The 17358-nt window shown below is 62.4% G+C and carries 17 protein-coding genes; 7 read left to right on the top strand and 10 right to left on the bottom strand.

Features of this window, described 5'->3' with window-relative positions:
* Positions 1-60: 60 nt before the first annotated feature.
* Entirely contained in the window at positions 61-660 is a 600-nt protein-coding gene (locus FCL40_RS05345; RefSeq protein ID WP_136852075.1) for an FMN-dependent NADH-azoreductase, read from the top strand.
* On the opposite strand, the gene FCL40_RS05340 is transcribed toward FCL40_RS05345, so the two are convergent.
* The 6 genes from FCL40_RS05340 to cmoA are packed head-to-tail and all read right to left on the bottom strand — an operon-like array spanning position 643 to position 7031.
* Complete coding sequence (locus FCL40_RS05340) at positions 643-2106, bottom strand: hypothetical protein (RefSeq protein ID WP_136852073.1); 1464 nt, start codon at positions 2104-2106, stop codon at positions 643-645. The two genes, FCL40_RS05345 and FCL40_RS05340, sit on opposite strands and share 18 nt — an antisense overlap.
* Positions 2087-3046 (bottom strand): alpha-L-glutamate ligase-like protein, encoded by a 960-nt coding sequence (locus FCL40_RS05335; protein WP_136852071.1) that lies wholly within the window; start codon positions 3044-3046, stop codon positions 2087-2089. The genes FCL40_RS05340 and FCL40_RS05335 overlap by 20 nt, the downstream gene beginning before the upstream one ends.
* Positions 3046-4554 (bottom strand): inactive transglutaminase family protein, encoded by a 1509-nt coding sequence (locus FCL40_RS05330; protein ID WP_136852069.1) that lies wholly within the window; start codon positions 4552-4554, stop codon positions 3046-3048. The genes FCL40_RS05335 and FCL40_RS05330 overlap by 1 nt, the downstream gene beginning before the upstream one ends.
* A gap of 2 nt (positions 4555-4556) precedes the next feature.
* Positions 4557-5300 carry an ATP-dependent zinc protease family protein gene (locus FCL40_RS05325; RefSeq protein ID WP_229360273.1) on the bottom strand — a complete coding sequence of 248 codons (744 nt, stop codon included), beginning with the start codon at positions 5298-5300 and terminating at the stop codon, positions 4557-4559.
* 37 nt (positions 5301-5337) lie between these two features.
* Positions 5338-6306, bottom strand: a complete 969-nt coding sequence (gene cmoB / locus FCL40_RS05320) for a tRNA 5-methoxyuridine(34)/uridine 5-oxyacetic acid(34) synthase CmoB (protein WP_136852068.1) — start codon at positions 6304-6306, stop codon at positions 5338-5340.
* On the bottom strand, positions 6303-7031 hold the full coding sequence (cmoA, locus tag FCL40_RS05315) for a carboxy-S-adenosyl-L-methionine synthase CmoA (protein ID WP_136852066.1): 729 nt from the start codon (positions 7029-7031) through the stop codon (positions 6303-6305). The genes cmoB and cmoA overlap by 4 nt, the downstream gene beginning before the upstream one ends.
* Positions 7032-7295: 264 nt before the next feature.
* Between cmoA and aspS the strand changes: the two genes are divergently transcribed.
* The 6 genes from aspS (at position 7296) to FCL40_RS05285 (ending at position 12654) form a co-directional block, all read left to right on the top strand.
* A complete protein-coding gene (aspS, locus tag FCL40_RS05310) occupies positions 7296-9068 on the top strand; it encodes an aspartate--tRNA ligase (RefSeq protein WP_136852064.1) in 1773 nt (590 codons plus the stop codon).
* A gap of 82 nt (positions 9069-9150) precedes the next feature.
* The gene (locus FCL40_RS05305) at positions 9151-9897 is read left to right on the top strand and encodes a YebC/PmpR family DNA-binding transcriptional regulator (RefSeq protein WP_136852062.1); all 747 of its coding nucleotides are present in this window, start codon (positions 9151-9153) and stop codon (positions 9895-9897) included.
* A 1-nt stretch (position 9898) separates the two neighbouring features.
* Positions 9899-10420, top strand: a complete 522-nt coding sequence (ruvC, locus tag FCL40_RS05300; RefSeq protein ID WP_136852060.1) for a crossover junction endodeoxyribonuclease RuvC — start codon at positions 9899-9901, stop codon at positions 10418-10420.
* Positions 10421-10430: 10 nt separating this feature from the next.
* Positions 10431-11054: a Holliday junction branch migration protein RuvA gene (gene ruvA / locus FCL40_RS05295; RefSeq protein ID WP_136852058.1), complete on the top strand. Its 624-nt coding sequence runs from the start codon at positions 10431-10433 to the stop codon at positions 11052-11054.
* Positions 11055-11063: 9 nt separating this feature from the next.
* The gene (gene ruvB, locus FCL40_RS05290; protein ID WP_136852057.1) at positions 11064-12071 is read left to right on the top strand and encodes a Holliday junction branch migration DNA helicase RuvB; all 1008 of its coding nucleotides are present in this window, start codon (positions 11064-11066) and stop codon (positions 12069-12071) included.
* 64 nt (positions 12072-12135) lie between these two features.
* The gene (locus FCL40_RS05285) at positions 12136-12654 is read left to right on the top strand and encodes a TlpA family protein disulfide reductase (protein WP_136852056.1); all 519 of its coding nucleotides are present in this window, start codon (positions 12136-12138) and stop codon (positions 12652-12654) included.
* 46 nt (positions 12655-12700) lie between these two features.
* Here FCL40_RS05285 and FCL40_RS05280 read toward each other — a convergent pair whose 3' ends face one another.
* From FCL40_RS05280 to FCL40_RS05265, 4 genes are all read right to left on the bottom strand, one after another.
* Positions 12701-13651, bottom strand: a complete 951-nt coding sequence (locus tag FCL40_RS05280) for a sensor domain-containing diguanylate cyclase (protein ID WP_136852054.1) — start codon at positions 13649-13651, stop codon at positions 12701-12703.
* A 214-nt stretch (positions 13652-13865) separates the two neighbouring features.
* On the bottom strand, positions 13866-14024 hold the full coding sequence (locus tag FCL40_RS05275) for a DUF3012 domain-containing protein (protein WP_136852052.1): 159 nt from the start codon (positions 14022-14024) through the stop codon (positions 13866-13868).
* Positions 14025-14167: 143 nt separating this feature from the next.
* Positions 14168-15928 carry a hypothetical protein gene (locus FCL40_RS05270; RefSeq protein WP_136852050.1) on the bottom strand — a complete coding sequence of 587 codons (1761 nt, stop codon included), beginning with the start codon at positions 15926-15928 and terminating at the stop codon, positions 14168-14170.
* A gap of 678 nt (positions 15929-16606) precedes the next feature.
* The gene (locus FCL40_RS05265) at positions 16607-17350 is read right to left on the bottom strand and encodes a YbaY family lipoprotein (RefSeq protein WP_136852048.1); all 744 of its coding nucleotides are present in this window, start codon (positions 17348-17350) and stop codon (positions 16607-16609) included.
* Between the last annotated feature and the right edge of the window lie 8 nt (positions 17351-17358).

Here is a 17358-nt window from a genome sequence, read left to right as displayed (position 1 = left end):
CATTATGTGCAATTAATATTGACGCCAATGGTAATGAACTGGACTATGAAGGACACCAAGATGAAAACCCTGTTGATCGTCGATGCCAGCCCAAACGACCAAGGTTCCAACACCCGCGGCCTGACCGCCGCCTACGCCGACAAATGGCAAAGCGCCAACCCCCAGGGGCGGGTGATCCGCCGTGACGTCTCCGGCGATGCGGTACAGCCCCTGAGCCAGGCCACCATCGGCGCCTTCTACACGCCGGAGGACCAGCGCAGCCCTGAGCAGAGGCGTCTGGTTGCCCAGTCCGACTCCCTGGTGGATGAACTGTTTGCCGCCGACGAAATCGTGCTGGGTTCGCCGATGCACAACTTCTCGGTCAGTGGCGGCATGAAGGCGTGGATCGATCAGATCTGCCGGGTCGGGCGTACCTTCAACTACACCGAGCAGGGACCCAAGGGCGCCCTGGGTGGACGCCGGGCGGTGATTGTCGCCTCCAGCGGCGGCGACTACAGCGAGGGGACGCCGCTGGCCGACCTGAACCATAACGACACCTACCTGCAGACCGTCCTCGGCTTTATCGGCATTTCCGACGTGCAGGTGGTCAGCGCCGCCGGCGTGGCCATCAACGACCAGTCGGTCGAGCAGGCCAGGGAGAGGTTACTGGCGCTGGCCTAAGCCCAGCTGCGCCAGTGATGGCGCGAACGCCCGGTGATTGCTGTTGACGAACAGCTGCTCCCACAGCTGAGGACCGGACACCGACCCAGACCGCCATTGATCGATCAGATCCATGGCGGTTTTTTTTGCCAGCAGGCTGCCGTAGATCAACGGGCCCTGTTCAACCAGGTTGGGGTAGGCGCTCAGCGGCTTCCAGCCCTGGGGGGCAGGCTGACCATAGTAGCGGGCAAACAGCCCGGCCTGATACCGGTCGAGACGCGCCGGCTGGTGACTGGCCTGATGCCAGAATGCCAGAGCCAGCCTGGCCCTGAGCAGTTCGCCGGGTCCAAATGCCAGGGGCTCGACGTCCGGGGCCTGGGGAAGGAGACGAACAAAGCCGGGCTCGGCCCCCAGGGCCAGGCCGATGGCCCTGGGCAGTCCGGCCAGGTCCGGTTCCTGCTCCTCTGCCCGGTAGTGGGCCAGGGAGTGGCCGGCCAGGTGATAGAGTGCCTCGGTGATGCTGGCCACCAGCTCAGACAGGTGCTCGCCTCGCCAACGCTCGTTTTGGCGGTAGAGGATCTGCCCCATGCCGGTGAAGTGACCCACCAGGTGCCGCTGCACCGGCCAATAGTGACTGCGGTCACCGGGTATCAGGCCCAGCTGGCCCAGGTAGCGCCGTCCATCCCAGAGCTGCCACTGGTCCGGGCCAAGGGGCTGCAGAGAGAGGCCGAGCAGCCTGGTCAGCTGCATCAGGGTCGCCCGAGCCAGCCGCGGCGGATCGATGTAGCGATATCTCGGGGTATTGGGGCGTTGCCAGGGCAGGGGAGTCGCTGTGGCCACCAGCCCGGAGAGGAACTGCTCGGCCTGGGGATAACTGTTCAGGTAGGCGCCATCGAGTCGCCACGCCAGGGTGGAGGGATAGCCCATGGAGCGGGCCTGCTGATGGGAGAGGGTGAGAATCTCAGCCAGTTTGCTGTCCGCCTGGTCGCCGCCGCGGTTTTGCCAGGCCAGCCACACCGAGCGGGCACAGGAGCTGTCCGCCGCCTGAAACAGGTAGCGACCGACCTCGCGCTTCGACAGCGGCAGTACCCTGGCCTGTTCCCCCTGCATCCCCGCTCGCTGGCAGCGCTCGCGGTTGATCTGGATGGCTCGACGGTTGTCCTGAGCCATCAGCAGATAGTCCGCCTGGGCGGAGAGCAGCGGCAAGGGAAGGTTCCGCTGGCCGCTGAAGCGGGCCAGGGCGCGGCTGACCTTGTGGTAGCAGTTGGCCTGATGCTCACCGGGCTGGGGCAGCGCCCGCAGTTGATCCTGCAACCGGACCAGCTGCGCCTGGTAGCGAGCGAGGGCCAGCGGCGAGTCACCCGCCGGGGAGGTGACCAGTTGATCGCACAGTTCCAGCATCTGACCCTGGGCGCCAAAACCGGCCAGGGCCAGCATCAACAGCGCGTCAGGCCATCTGAGGGGCACGGCCAAACCACTCCTTGGCACGCTGTACCCGGATTTCCACGTCAACCGGATGGGCCGGCAGGGCCTCCACCTGACGCAGCCTGGGCAGCAGCCCCTCGCCGTTGGCGATCTGAATCGCCAGCCCGGGCCGGGCGTTGAGCTCGAGCAGCAGCGGACCCCGGTCGGTGTCCAGCACCATATCCGTACCCAGGTAACCGAGGCCGGACATCTCGTAGCAGCCGGCGGCCAGGGTCAGCAGCCGGTCCCAGTGGGGCACCTGCATCGCCGACAACTCCTTGTTGGTGTCCGGATGATGGGTGACCGGCTCATCGAACTGAACCGCCCTGAGCGCCCGTCCGGTGGCGATGTCGATGCCGACGCCCACCGCCCCCTGGTGCAGGTTGGCCTTGCCGTCGGAGGCGGCGGTGGACAGCCTCAGCATCCCCATCACCGGGTAACCCTTGAAGACGATCAGCCGGATGTCGGGCACCCCCTCGAAGGAGTAGCCGTCGAACACCGGGTCAAACTGGATCAGCGCTTCGATCACCGCCACGTCGTTCTTTCCGCCGAGACTGAACAGGCCGGCGAGGATGTTGGAGACATGACGCTCCATCTCCGACAGGGTAACCTCGCTGCCGGAGGGCTTGAAGAAGCGTCCGTCGGACACCTTGGTGATCACCAGGATCCCCTTGCCCCCGGAGCCCTGGGCGGGCTTGATGCAGAAGCCGCCGAAGCCGCGAATCCGGTCAGTCAGCTCGGCGATCTCGTGCTGCTCGCCGATGACCGAGATCAGATCGGGCACGGCGATGTTGCCCTTAAGGGCAATCTGCTTGGTCTTGAGCTTGTCGTCCACCAGCTTGTAGAGGGATCTCGGGTTGTAGCGACCGATGTAGGAGATGTTCCTTCGATTCATCCCCATGATCCCCTTGGCCTTGAGTTTGGAGGGGTGACAGAGCAGCATCAGTCGTCTCCCGCCAACGGCCTGAAGCGGCGCAGTTCAAGCAGTCGGTAACCGGTGTACTGACCCAGCATCAGAACCAGCGCCAGGATGATCAGGTGGACGCTTGGAAAATTAAACACCCAGTGCTGCACCAGCGGCGAAACCATGCACAGATAGGTGATCACCGCCACCAGCAGGCTGCCGCCGCCCTGAACCGCCACCTCCTTCGGGCCCTCCTCCTCCCAGAGGATCGACATCCTCTCGATGGTCCAGGCGAGGATGATCATCGGGAAGAAGGTGATGGTCAGCCCTTCGGTCAGTCCCAGGTTGTAGGCCAGCAGGGTAAAGGCGGTGATGATCCCGAGTACGGTGATCACCACCGCACTGATCCTGGAGATCAGCAACAGGTTCAGGTTCGACAGGTAGCCGCGGATATAGAGGCCGACGGCGACGATCAGCAGGAAGCCGACCAGGCCGGTCAACAGGGTGGTCTGGATAAAGGCCAGGGCGATCAGCACCGGCATGAAGGTGCCCGAGGTTTTCAGGCCGACAATCACTCTCAGGAACACCACCACCAGCACCCCGATGGGCACCAGCAGCAAACCACGGATCAGGCTCTGCTCCTCCAGTGGCAGGGAGTAGAGCGAGAAGGAGGCCAGCCCCTTGGCGGTCATCATATCCACCGCGGTGGCCAGGGCGGGGCGGGTATCCTTGATGATGGAGAAGGTGACCCGGGAGTCTCGGGCACCGGTGATGTCCAGAACCGAGGCGCTGGCCCGTTGCCACAGCAGCATGTTTTCCGGGCGGCCCCTTTGGCCGGTGGCCGGATCAAACAGGTGCCACTGGCCCTGGTCATAGACCTCGACCACGGCCACCAGGTTCTGGCGCCGGCGGCCATCCTCGAGCATCAGCGCGTGGCTGACCCGGGCGGGAATGGCGGCGGAGTGCATCAGCTGAACCATGAGGTCTGCCGGTCGATAGTGGCTGAGCAGCAGCTCGACATTCTGGCTCTGCTCCTTGTCGAAGATCATCTTCGCCACCTGCTCGGCGTAGGAGAGGTTGCCGGCGCTGCGCTCCCAGGCCAGATCCACCAGGGTCTGGGCGGCGGTATCCACCCCTTCCGCCCACACCACAGGATTGGGTGCGGCGGGCTCCCTGGCCTCCAACAGCGGGGTTTTCCCCTGAGGCACCAGGTTGGCGGTGAAGTACAGCTCCTGGGTACCCACCGCTTCCCGCTTGGTCCATACCGCCTTGCGGGCGCCGTCCTGCCTGGCCAGGGTCAGGCCGTAACCGGGGGAGGCGGCGCTCTCGGACAGGGTGGCGAAGGCGGGATCCTCCGGCAGGGTCAGGGCTGCCTCGATGGGCTCGCCCTGGGCCAGGAAGGTCACCCGTGCCTCCACGGTCCAGTTCACCGACTGGCTGCCGGGAACCAGGGGGATGCCGTCGACGCTGTGGCGGTAGATGGCGGATCCGATGCCGATGCTCAGCAGGACGGCAACGAAGAAGTAGAAGGCTTTCTTGGACGCCATAATCACTGATTTCCTTTGGTCTTTGCACTGCCCTGTAGGTGCGTCCTGCTTACGTCGACGACGGCGATATCTTTGAAGAACTTGCGCCCCAGCAGCAGCGGGTAATCCAGGTGGCTGCGGTCGTTGAGGTTGAGCTCGGTCTCGGCCACGTAGTCGCCGAGTTTCAGTCGGGCGAGGATCACCGGACGCTCCTGGGTGTCATCCACCACCCCCTTCTTGATCTGGGCGGTGCGGATCACCCGGGCTTCCACGGTCTTGGGTTGGCTCTCAGCATTGTCCCGGTTCGGCACCTCGAACCGAACCCATTGTTTACCGTCCCGTTCGAACAGGGTGATGTTCTGGGCATCGATGGAGGAGGATTCGGCGCCGGTGTCGACACGGGCGTCAAACGCCATGCCGGTCTCCTGGACGAAGACCCGCTCCACCTCGCCAAGCACCATCTTGTCGCCGATGGGCGATGTGGGATCGACCCTGGGGCACTCCACCTTGGGCGGTTGTGGGCGGGTATTGAGGGTATCGACCCGTTGCTGCAGTTGCGCCACCTGCTCGGTCAGGGCGGCCACCGCCTGGGTGTGATCCGCGTACCCCTGACACTGCTGCTCCAGGGCGGCGGTGAGGGTGTCCGTCTGGTTGCTCAACATCTGTGCCAGATCGGGCCCCTGGTCCTGGGGCTGTCCCTGGAGATTGGCACAACCGGCCAGCAGCGACAGGGTCGCCATGGCAAGAGCGGATCGGATCATCTTCATCTCTATTCCTTAGCCTTGGAAAAGGTCCAACTTGGGGTTATTTGGTGGCAACCAGTATGGCGCGTCTTGGCGCAGGATACCCCTCGACGGTGCGGGTGGGATCCTGTGGGTCGAGATAGTCCGCCAGAGACTGGTGGGTCATCCACTCTGTACGCCGCTGCTCCTCAACGGTGGTGTCACTCTCATCCACGATTCTGACATCCCTAAAATCGCACTTTTCCAGCCACAATTTCAAGGCCTTGGACGAAGGGATAAACCAGCAGTTGTTCATTTTTCCGTAGCGGCCGGCGGGGACCAGTACCGTGGTCTCGTCGCCCTCGACCACCAGGGTCTCCAGGATTAGCTCTCCGCCCTTACTCAACTGGTCGCGCAGCTGAATCAGGTGATCGATGGGGGAGGTGCGATGATAGAGCACCCCCATGGAGAACACGGTGTCGAAGGCGCGCAGCGGCGGCAGTTGTTGGATCCCCAGGGGCAGCAGGTGGATGCTGTCGGGATCGCCGGCAATCCTCTTGACGGCGGAGAACTGGGCCAGGAACAGGTCCGAGGGATCGATGCCGACCACCAGCTCCGCCCCTTCACCCAGCATGCGCCACATGTGGTAGCCGCTGCCGCAACCGACATCCAGCACGGTACGGCCCTCGAGTGGGCTGATGTGGGGCAGCAGTCTGTCCCACTTCCAGTCGCTGCGCCACTCGGTGTCGATGTGGATGCCGTGCAACTGGTAGGGGCCCTTGCGCCAGGGGTGGAGAAACTTCAGCAGGTTGCCTACCTTGGCCCTCTGTCCCTCATCCAGCTGCTCGCCGGAGCCAAACATCACCTGGGTGTGGATGTCGCTGACGTCCAGTGCCACCGTCGGCATCTTGGCCACCACCTTCTCCCACTTGGGAAAGTCGCCGTGGGCATGCAGCTTGCGCCACTGGGTCAGCTGGGCGGGGCAGGTTTCCAGCCAATGGCTCAGCTTGGAATCGGCGATACGTTGATAAAACTGTTTAAACTCGATCATTTAATGGCCATCAGGGAGGCAAAGTTCAGGTGTTGGAACCAGCTGCTGTACTCGCGGAAGCCGGCGTCCTGGAAGCGTTGATAGTGCTGCTGCTTGCTGTCCGGCTTCATCACGTTCTCCAGGGCGGTACGCTTCTGGCTGATCTCCAGCTCGCTGTAGCCGTTGGCCCGCTTGAAGTCCAGGTGCATCTCATCCAGCAACTGGTGGACCCGGTCACCGTCGAAGCGCAGCTTCTCGGACACCACCAGCACCCCGCCGGGCAGCAGCCCCCGGTGGATCTTGGCCACCAGGGCAGAGCGGTCTTCCGGGGGCAGGAACTGCAGGGTAAAGTTCAGCACCACCATGGAGGCATTATCGATCTCGATGTCGCGAATGTCGGCACAGATCAGCTCCACCTGGGTGGGGCTGACAAAGGCGGCCAGGTGTTCGGCGGCGCGCTTGATCATCGCCTGTGAGTTGTCCACGGCCACCAGGGTGCAGCCCCGGTCGTCCAGGTGGCGACGCATGGAGAGGGTGGCGGCCCCCAGTGAGCAGCCCAGGTCGTAGATGCGGCTGCCGGGCTGGGCCACCCGGGCACACAGGTTGCCAATGCCGTTGACGATGGTGGCGTAGCCGGGCACCGAGCGGGAGATCATGTCGGGGAAGACCGAGACCACCTGCTCGTTAAAACTGAAATCCGGTATATTTTGCTGAGGCTTAGCAAAAATCTTGTCGTGATGTGTCATAGTGACAGGGCTCATTGGGTACAACCCGCCGATTGTAGTGCCGGGGGCAGTCAGCGGCAAGTTCGGCGGTGCCCGGGGTAGTGGCTTGTCCAGTTTCTGTTCAGGTGGCGCAGATCTGACCAACCGAAGGGGGACGCCTCTCCGTCAGCCTTCTTATAGGGCCAACTTTTCTTTATAATCCCGGTTTTGCCGAATCAACCCTGTGCTGGCCCGCCCTCATCGGCGAAGGCGCCGCACTACCAGCAACTTAGATAGGATCTGTCGATGCGCAGCCATTATTGTGGACTCGTTACTGAAGCCCTGGTGGGCCAAGAAGTTACCCTGGTCGGTTGGGTGAACCGCCGCCGTGACCTGGGTGGGGTGATCTTCCTCGACCTTCGTGACCGCGAGGGCATCGTCCAGGTGGTGTATGATCCGGATCTGCCTGAGGTGTTTGAGACCGCCTCCAGCCTGCGTGGCGAGTTCTGCGTTCAGGTGAAGGGTCTGGTGCGTGCACGACCTGAGAGCCAGGTGAACGCCAACATGACCACCGGCGCCATCGAGGTGCTGGGCAAAGAGCTGACCGTCCTCAACAAGGCCGCGCCCCTGCCCATCGATTTCAACACCGATGTCAGTGAAGAGCAGCGCCTGAAGTACCGCTACCTGGATCTGCGCCGTCCCGAGATGACCGAGCGCATGCTGTTCCGCTCCAAGGTGACCTCCGAAGTTCGTCGCTTCATGGATGACGCCGGTTTCCTGGACATCGAAACCCCGATCCTGACCAAGGCAACCCCGGAGGGCGCCCGCGACTACCTGGTGCCCAGCCGCACTCACAAGGGCGAGTTCTTCGCGCTGCCCCAGTCTCCGCAGATCTTCAAACAGCTGCTGATGATGTCCGGCATGGACAAGTACTACCAGATCGTCAAGTGCTTCCGTGACGAGGACCTGCGTGCCGACCGTCAGCCTGAGTTCACCCAGATCGACATCGAAACCTCCTTCATGAGCGCCGAGCAGGTGATGGCCACCACCGAGGCGATGATCCGCACCCTGTTTAAGAAGATGCTGGATGTGGACCTGCCCGAGTTCCCCCACATGAGCTACGCCGAGGCGATGCAGCGTTACGGTTCCGACAAGCCGGACCTGCGAAACCCGCTGGAGCTGGTCGATGTGGCCGACCTGCTGACCGAGGTGGAGTTCAAGGTGTTCAATGGCCCGGCCAACGATCCCGAGGGCCGTATTGCCACCCTGCGCATCCCCGGTGGCGCCTCCCTGTCCCGCAAGCAGATCGACGACTACACCAAGTTTGTCGGTATCTATGGCGCCAAGGGGCTGGCCTGGGTGAAGGTGAACGACGCGGGCAAGGGCATCGAGGGGGTTCAGTCCCCCGTGGCCAAGTTCCTCACCGATGAGATCATCGACGCCATCGTCGAGCGTAACCGCGCCGAGGATGGCGACATCATCCTGTTTGGTGCCGACAGCTACGCCATCGTCACCGACGCCATGGGGGCGCTGCGTCTGAAGGCGGGCGAAGATTTCGGCCTGACCAGCGACGAGTGGAAGCCGCTGTGGGTGGTGGACTTCCCCATGTTCGAAAAGATCAACGGCAGCTTCCACGCGTTGCACCACCCCTTCACCGCCCCGCGGGATCTGACCCCGGAGGAGCTGGAGGCCAACCCGGCGGCCGCCCTGTCGGATGCCTACGACATGGTACTGAACGGTGTCGAGCTCGGGGGCGGCTCGGTGCGTATTCACGATCAGCAGATGCAGGCGACCGCGTTCCGCATCCTGGGGATCAGCGATGAAGAGGCAGAGCAGAAGTTTGGCTTCCTGCTTGAGGCGCTGCGCTACGGTGCGCCACCGCACGCCGGCCTGGCCTTCGGCCTGGACCGCCTGGTGATGCTGATGACCGGGGCCTCCTCCATCCGCGACGTGATGGCCTTCCCCAAGACCACCACCGCCGCCTGTCCGCTGACCGATGCACCCAGCCCGGCCAACCCGGAGGTGCTGGAGGAACTGGCCATCAACCTGGTGAAGCAGGACGACGGCGAAGAGAAGTAACCGCACCAAGATTGAAAGCTGCCTGCGGGCAGCTTTATTGTTTTAAGGTTGGGTTTAATGCCCGGCTTGAAGGAGAAAGAGTATGGCAGGTCACAGTAAGTGGGCCAACATCAAGCACCGCAAGGCGGCTCAGGACGCCAAGCGCGGCAAGATTTTCACCAAGCTGATTCGGGAACTGACCGTCGCCTCCCGCGAGGGCGGTTCCGATCCCGGGTCCAACCCCCGTCTGCGCGCCGCCATCGATAAGGCCCTGTCCAATAACATGACCCGCGACACCGTCGATCGGGCGGTCAAGCGCGGCGCCGGCGAGCTGGATGGCCAGGTACTGGAGACCATCATCTACGAAGGCTACGGCCCCGGCGGTACCGCGGTGATGGTGGAGACCATGACCGACAACCGCAACCGCACCGTATCCGGGGTGCGTAGCGCCTTCACCAAGGCGGGCGGCAACCTGGGCACCGACGGCTCCGTCTCCTACCTGTTCGACAAGAAGGGGGTAATCTCCTACGCCGAAGGCACCGACGAGGACCAGGTGATGGAGGTGGCCCTGGAGGCCGGCGCCGAGGATGTCGAGACCAACGATGATGGTAGCATCGATGTCTACACCACCCCGGAGGAGTTCGGTGCGGTGAAGGATGCCCTGGACGCCGCCGGTCTGGGCTCGGTCAACGCCGAAGTGACCCAGGTGCCCTCCACCAAGGCGGAACTGGATGCGGCCACCGCGCCCAAGTTCCTGCGCCTTATCGACACCCTGGAGGATCACGACGACGTGCAGGAGGTGTACCACAACGCCGAGATCGCCGACGAGATCATGGAGCAGTTGGGCTGATATGACCATCATCCTGGGCATCGACCCGGGCTCCCGCCTCACCGGCTACGGCGTGATTCGCAAGGTGGGGCGGCAGCATACCTACCTGGGCAGCGGCTGCATCCGCACTCCGGACGGAGAGCTTCCGGCGCGCCTTAAGGTGGTCTACGATGGCGTCAGCGAGCTGATCCGCCAGTTTCAGCCGGACGAGTTTGCCATCGAGCGGGTGTTTATGGCCCGCAACGCCGACTCGGCCCTGAAGCTGGGGCAGGCGAGGGGGGTGGCGGTGGTGGCCGCCGCCAACGCCGGCCTGCCGGTGTTCGAGTACAGCCCCACCGAGATCAAGAAGGCGGTGGTGGGGACCGGCGGTGCCGACAAGAGCCAGGTGCAGCATATGGTCAAGAACATCCTGAAACTGCCGGCCACGCCTCAGGCGGATGCCGCCGATGCCCTGGCCATTGCCCTTTGCCACAGTCACACCCGGGAGAGTATGGTCGCCATGGCTGGCAAGGTCAGCGCCCGGGTGCGCGGCCGTTTACGATGAGAAAGAGAACGTGATTGGACGATTACAGGGAACCCTGATTGAGAAGCAGGCACCGGAGGTGCTGATCGACTGCGGTGGTGTGGGCTATGAGGTTCAGTTGCCGATGACCAGTTTCTACCAGTTGCCCGAGGTAGGGCAGCCCTGCACTCTGGTCACCCACTTTGTGGTGCGAGAGGACGCCCAGTTGCTGTACGGTTTTGCTACCCGCGCGGAGCGCGCCCTGTTCCGGGAGCTGATCAAGACCAACGGCATCGGCCCGAAGATGGCGCTGGCCATTCTCTCCGGCATGTCTGCCGAGCAGTTTGTGGCGGCGGTACAGCGAGAGGATATCACCGGCATCACCAAGGTTCCCGGCGTCGGTAAGAAGACCGCCGAGCGGCTGGTGGTGGAGATGCGCGATCGTATGAAGGGGTTCGTCGCCAGCCTGGCGACCCCCAACGCCGACGCCTTTGCCCTGGACAACCCGGTGGAGAACACCTTCATTACCGCCCCCGATGCCAGCGAAGACGCCATCGCCGCCCTGGAGGCCTTGGGCTATAAGGCGACCGTGGCCAAGAAAGCGGTGGAGAAGGTGCGCGCCCCCGGTGCCACCTCCGAGCAGCTGATCAAAGACGCCCTCAAGGCGATGATGTAGGAGTGAGTCATGATTGAAGCGGATCGGCTGATCGCCCCCCAGGAGCAGTCCAGCGAGGAATCAGTGATCGACCGGGCGATGCGCCCCAAGAGGTTGACCGACTACACCGGCCAGAAGGAGGCGTGTAGCCAGTTGGAGATCTTCATCGCCGCCGCCCGCAACCGTGGCGAGGCGCTGGACCACACCCTGATCTTCGGCCCCCCGGGTCTGGGCAAGACCACCCTGGCCAACATCATCGCCAACGAGATGGACGCCGACATCAAGTCCACCTCCGGCCCAGTGCTGGAGAAGGCCGGTGACCTGGCGGCGATGTTGACCAACCTGGAAGCCAACGATGTGCTGTTCATCGATGAGATCCACCGCCTCAGCCCGGCGGTGGAGGAGATCCTCTACTCCGCCATGGAGGACTACCAGCTGGATATCATGATCGGCGAAGGACCGGCTGCCCGCTCCATCAAGCTGGATCTGCCCCCCTTCACCCTGATCGGCGCCACCACCCGCGCCGGGGCGCTGACCTCGCCGCTGCGGGCCCGGTTCGGCATCCCGCTGCGTCTGGAGTTCTACAACACCGCCGATCTCACTAGCATCGTCGGCCGCAGTGCCCAGGTATTGAACCTGGATATCGATCGGGAGGGCGCGGTAGAGGTCGCCCGCCGCAGTCGTGGCACCCCCCGTATCGCCAACCGGTTGTTGCGCAGGGTGCGCGATTTTGCCGAGGTGAAGTACGAGGGACGCATCGACAAGACCGTGGCGGGCGAGGCCCTGGGGGTGCTGGATGTGGACAGCGAAGGGTTCGACTTCCTCGACCGCAAGCTGCTGCTGACCATCATTGAGAAGTTCGGCGGCGGACCCGTTGGCCTGGACAACCTGGCGGCGGCCATCGGCGAGGAGAAGGAGACCATCGAGGATGTGATCGAACCCTTCCTGATCCAGCAGGGGTTTATCCAGCGTACTCACAGGGGCCGGGTGGCCACCGACAAGACCTTTCTCCACTTCGGCTTAGCCAAACACTCCTGAGTCGACGTGGCATGGTGAACTGCCCGGCCTGCTGTTGCGAGCCGGTTTTTAAGGGGAGTAGGCGATGAGGCGGCTCAGGCAGGGAGGTCAGTTTGCGCTGCTGCTGCTGGCGGCACTGTGGCTGGGAGGTTGGGTTCGGGCCCAGATGATGAGCCCCGTCAATGGCACTTTTCCCTCGACGCCTCTTCCGGTGCTGACCCAACTGCAGGGCGACTGGTTGTTCAATGGTGAGTTTTCGCCCGCCGTTGGCAAGGGCAATCGCCTTATCTACCTGTTCGCCCCCTGGTGCACCATCTGCAAGTTAACCTTTCCCCACCTGAGGGAGTGGCAGCAGGAGGGGCGGGCGGTGACCGCGGTGGCGCTCTCCTACCGCAGTGGCGATGAGGTGATCGACTTTCTGGACAGCGTCCCCGGGGCTACCACCCGGGTATTGATGGGCGACAGGGCGCTGGCCGGCGAGCTGGACATCCTGGCGTATCCCACCTATCTCGTCGTCGATGGCAATGGCGTGATCCTCTCGGGCCGGGTGGGTTACCTGCCGGAGTGGATGCTGGGTCTCTATCTCGACTACTACGGTATCTGAGTTGACCGCTGGCCGGTCTGGGATAGGGGGAGAGGTTCAGCCGGTGTCAGTGGTACTGGCAAACCTGGTTTCTGCCCCCGGACTTGGCCTGGTACAGGGCCCGGTCCGCCTTGGTGGTCAGAGAGCTGACGCTGTCACCCTCGGCAAAGGCGGCCACGCCAAAGCTGATGCTGAGCCGCTTGCCGGTGTCAAACCGGTGCTCGACGATCTGCTGCCGTATCCGCTCGGCCAGCTTGGTGGCCTGGCTGAGTTCGGTCTGGGGGCAGATCAGCAGGAACTCCTCGCCGCCCCAGCGCCCGGCGTAATCGGAGCTTCGGAGACTGGACTGAATTAACTCGGCGATGGTGATCAATACCCTGTCGCCGACCTGGTGGCCAAACTCGTCGTTGACCCGCTTGAAGTGGTCCACGTCGCCGAGAATGGCGCACAACGGGGTGTGGTAGCGCCGGGCGCGGTCGATCTCGGTCTGGAACAGGGCGTCCAGCTTCAGCCGGTTGGCGATGCCGGTCAGCGGGTCGATGTTGGCTTGCATCTCCATCGCCTTCTTGAGCCGCCACAACTCGGTGACATCGGTGGACATCCCGACCAGCTCGTCAATGTGACCCTGCTTATTCCGCAGCGGGTGTTTGGTCTCCAGGTAGACGGTGGGCTTGCCAACCTCCCGTTCGACGATCACCTCCTCCTGGTTGGGTTTTCCCTCCAGCACTTTACGGTCGATCACCTTCAGCTTTTCCTGGGTTTCGATGGGGAAATAGTGGCTGTCACTGAAGTCGGACAGGTTGGATTCATCGATCTGGAACAGCTCGAGGCAGGGCTTGTTGGCGTAGGTGTAGTTCTGGTTGCGATCTTTGGTGTAGATGTAGGCGCCGGCATGATCGAGGATCTGCTTGAGCCGGATCTGTTTCTGATGGGCATCGGCGAGACGCTGCTGATAGCGAAACAGCTGCAGAGCCAGCAGGGCGATGGTAAATATCAGGAAGAGAACAAGGGCCGTCATCCCAGACTCCGCTGTGAGTGCCTGAAATGATTGTCACTGAGTTACAAGGAAATGTCCAATTTGGTGCAACAACGAGGTCGGTCTGCGGCGCGTTTCGCTGAGCCGATGCCATCCGGTCGAGAAGGAGGGCGCTCAACCGGCTCGGCAAAGGTTCGGCGGTGGGTTGGCCTCGCCACCGAACCGGGTGGGCCCAATACGCCCAGGCCGCGGGTTCCTAGAACACGCAGTGCTTGGCGTAGTCGGCAGCCTCGTTGGCGGTCCACTCACCCTTGGGCTTCTGATCCATCTTCTTGCACCAGGCCTCGCTGCCCACTTCCGGGGAGCAGGCGGTGATCAGGGAGAGCAGGGCCAGGGCGGCCAAAATCTTTTTCATATCAAACTCCAAACAGGTTCTGGTCTCAGGCGTTACAGGGTAACCCGAAACCCGGATCTGTCGTTAACCCAAATCACCCAATTTGAGCAGATTGCGCAAAAAAGCGGCCCGGAGGCCGCTTTGCACACTACTACAGGGAAGGATCAGTTACTGCACTGATGGGGGTAGGGCACGTTGTCCACGAACTCGGCGGAGCAGCTGCTGTCGCAGGGGTCGCACAGGTTGCGTTCGGGACGCTTCACATCGTGACAGAAGTAGCAGCCGATGCCTGAGCCCTTCTGTACGTGGTTGTGCATGCGGTCCCAGGTGCGGGGCAGGTTCTTGGTGCCGTCGTGGCACTGGTTACACACCTGCTCCTTGGGGCCCTTAAGCTTGAAGCCCATGGCGTCGAGCTTGGAGTCGGTAGACAGATCCAGGGTTTCCTCGTGACACTGGGTACAGTCGGCCACTTCGCTGGCCGGGTTCACCCCGTGGTTGATCATCTGGAAGGTGTCGGTTTCGATCCACTCGTAGGGTTCATTAATCGGGTAACCCATGTTGGACAGGCCGTTCTCAATCGCCTTGCTGACGTCACCGGAAGCCTTGAGATACTCGAAGGTGTCCAGGGCAATCATCCGGCCGTCGGCGCTGGTCATCGGCTGGTGGGCGGTCTTGTACTTGAACGGGGTCAGCTTGCCGTCGTTGACGTCACCCAGGGGACGCGAGGTGGGGTAGAGCCCGGTCTCGGGATCGATCTTGGCCAGGTCGCCCAGCAGGTAGTTGTCGCTCTTACGGTTCCAGAAACGAACCTCGGGTACCTGGTTGGCCAGCTTGTCGGTATGTGGGTGGCCGGGGCCGGATACGCCGTCGGCGGGCGTGCCGTCGTGGTGGAACTGCCAGTCACGGTGCATCTCGGTGGGCACATGGTTGGGGGCGCCCAGGTCCTTGGCGTAGGTGGGGATGTGGCAGGACTGACAGGCAACCCGTGGCACGTGGCGGTCAGGCTCGCCGCGGCGGCCGGAGCTGGCGTGGCCGGTACCTGAGTCCATGCCATCGTGGCAGGCACTGTTGGCACAATTGATCTCGGCACCGCGGACGATGTCGTCGGTGGGGCGCAGGTCAGAGCCCTTACCGATCACGCGGTGAGACTCGAACTTGTGGCAATCCTGGCACTGCAGGTTGGCGCCGGTCACGTTCATGTGCACGTCGAAGTGGGCATCGCCGTTGGCCATCAGAGCGGAGGAGAGATCGCCGCGCTTCACGCCATCACCACCGCCTGCGTAGGCGTGGCACTTCAGGCAGTTGGTCCGCTCGGGGGCGGCAATGTTCTGTACATAGCCGTCCAGGTCCGCCTGGGCGGTGCCATCGGCCGGGCCCAGAGAGCCATCGGACTTGCGTACCCGGTTCAGGGCGTAGTCCTTGTTGTGGCACATCAGGCAGTCGACGTTGGCGATGGTGTCACCTTCACCGGGCTTGGTGCCGCGGCCTGCGTGGCAGGAGCCGCATACCGGCCAGTCGCCTTCGATGTTGATGCAGTAGCTGTTGACCGCATTGGTGAGCTTACCCTGCAGGGTACCGCCCTGGTTGACCATGTCCGGGGTCTCACCGGTCCACTGGTAGTGGGTGGAACCGAACATCTCCTGGTACTGGCTACCGCCCTCGCCGCCATCGTGGCAGTTGATACAGGCGCTGGGGTAGTCGCCCCAGGCCAGGTTGTCGTGGGGGCTGACGGCACAGCCGTTGACCGGCTCGACTTCGCACACGCCGCAGGAGTTGAGTTGCCAGACGTTGGCGTCGTTGTCGTTGCAGTCCTGGGCGGACTGCACGCCGTCGCCGTCGAGATCAACGGGTTTGGCGGCATAGGTGGGCATGGTCACCGCAAGGGCGAACAATCCCGACAGCATGATTTGTGTTTTAGAGTTCATCATATTCTCCAGTTAATTTTTTCTGGACGAAACGAATCATTATCCATTTTCTTTTTCAATTTATTGACTCTGTGCAATCGGCTCCCTTGCACGATCTTCGTTCCGCCAGGATGGTGTTGTTATTGGTTTTTTTGTGTCTTGGGCTCCTTTTAATCAGATTATCCGAACAACCTAATTTAGTTGTGTCTAACATAGCGTTTGTCGGGGGTTATTCAGTGATCTCTCTCACAAACCCGAATGTTGAAAATATGTTTTACGGAAACCGTAAAACCTTGATCTTCAAGCGTTGTGGCGGGTTGCAAAAAAGTTGTTGGCCAAAATTTTAATGGCGTAGTGCGGTACGAAAAACCAAGTAGTCAGGTGGGTTCAACTCTTGTGTGGCACGAATTTTATCGAATAATTTGCAGTAATAGCTATTATTTGAGCCTATCTTGGCAACACAAAAGAGGATTTTTTAAATGACGATCTTATTGCGTGGTGTCAAATAAATGTCGTTCTTGGTTGCCCGGGAAAAGAGGGGTAAGAAATCGGCCGAGGGAATTACTCTTTTCGAGTGATGAGAGTTCGGGTTGCCAACGGTAGAACAACCAAAAGAGATTATTAAAAAAGAGAATTGGGTCACACAGGGAAAAGCATCGCCGCCGCCAGGCAGTGGAAACGGCGGCGGCGATGAAAATTCTAGCGGGCGATGAATCGAAGCAGTTCCTGCCCCTGTTGGTCCTCGAGACGAAGGGTGGCGCCGGTGATTTCAAAGCGGTTGGCCCGCGACAGCCGGGACAGGTACTCCCTTTCCAGATCCATGCCGCTGGGACAGGCCATCATGGTGGCGGCCATCGGGCCGGGCGCCAGCGTGTCGTCGGCACCCACCAAGGCGCCGTGATAGCGGTTGCAGCCGGCAAAGCCCGCCGCCACGCCATCCTGGCCGATGACCAGGTCTGCGGCCCTTTCCTGCATGCCCAGGGGGGCGGTGTCGCCATTGATGTGTGTCAATTGCCACAGGGTGTCCCGCAGGGGCGGATTGGCCTGCTGGGCGGCGGAGACCCGCTGCAGCACCAGGTTGTTGCCATCGCCATCGAAGGCGTTCTCGACGGAGGTGTTGATGAACAACAGCCGGCCCTGGGCATCTTCGATTCGGGCGCTCAGGGTATAGCTGTGCCCGGGTATGAGCGCGTCGGCGTCGTAGCTGAGTGTGAAGGGGTAGGGAGGCGCTCCCTCGATGGCATAGCTCGCCTGGGTGAGGGTATCGGCCGCCACATCCTGCTTGGAGGTGTCCTGCAGGGCGACGGTGACCACGGCGCCGGGGGGCAGGGCGATCCGTTCACGGTAGCTGACGCTGCCCTGAACGGTGTCGACTTCGGTGGTGGTGGCGCAGCCGGAGAGCAGCAAGGCGGTTGCAGTCAGCGCCAGGCAGAGTGATTTCATGGGGATCG

Source organism: Ferrimonas sediminicola, from assembly GCF_005116715.1.
Classification (GTDB): Bacteria; Pseudomonadota; Gammaproteobacteria; order Enterobacterales; family Shewanellaceae; genus Ferrimonas; species Ferrimonas sediminicola.
The sequence above is the reverse complement of the archived record's forward strand: the minus strand, read 5'-3'. Positions and strand labels throughout refer to the sequence as shown.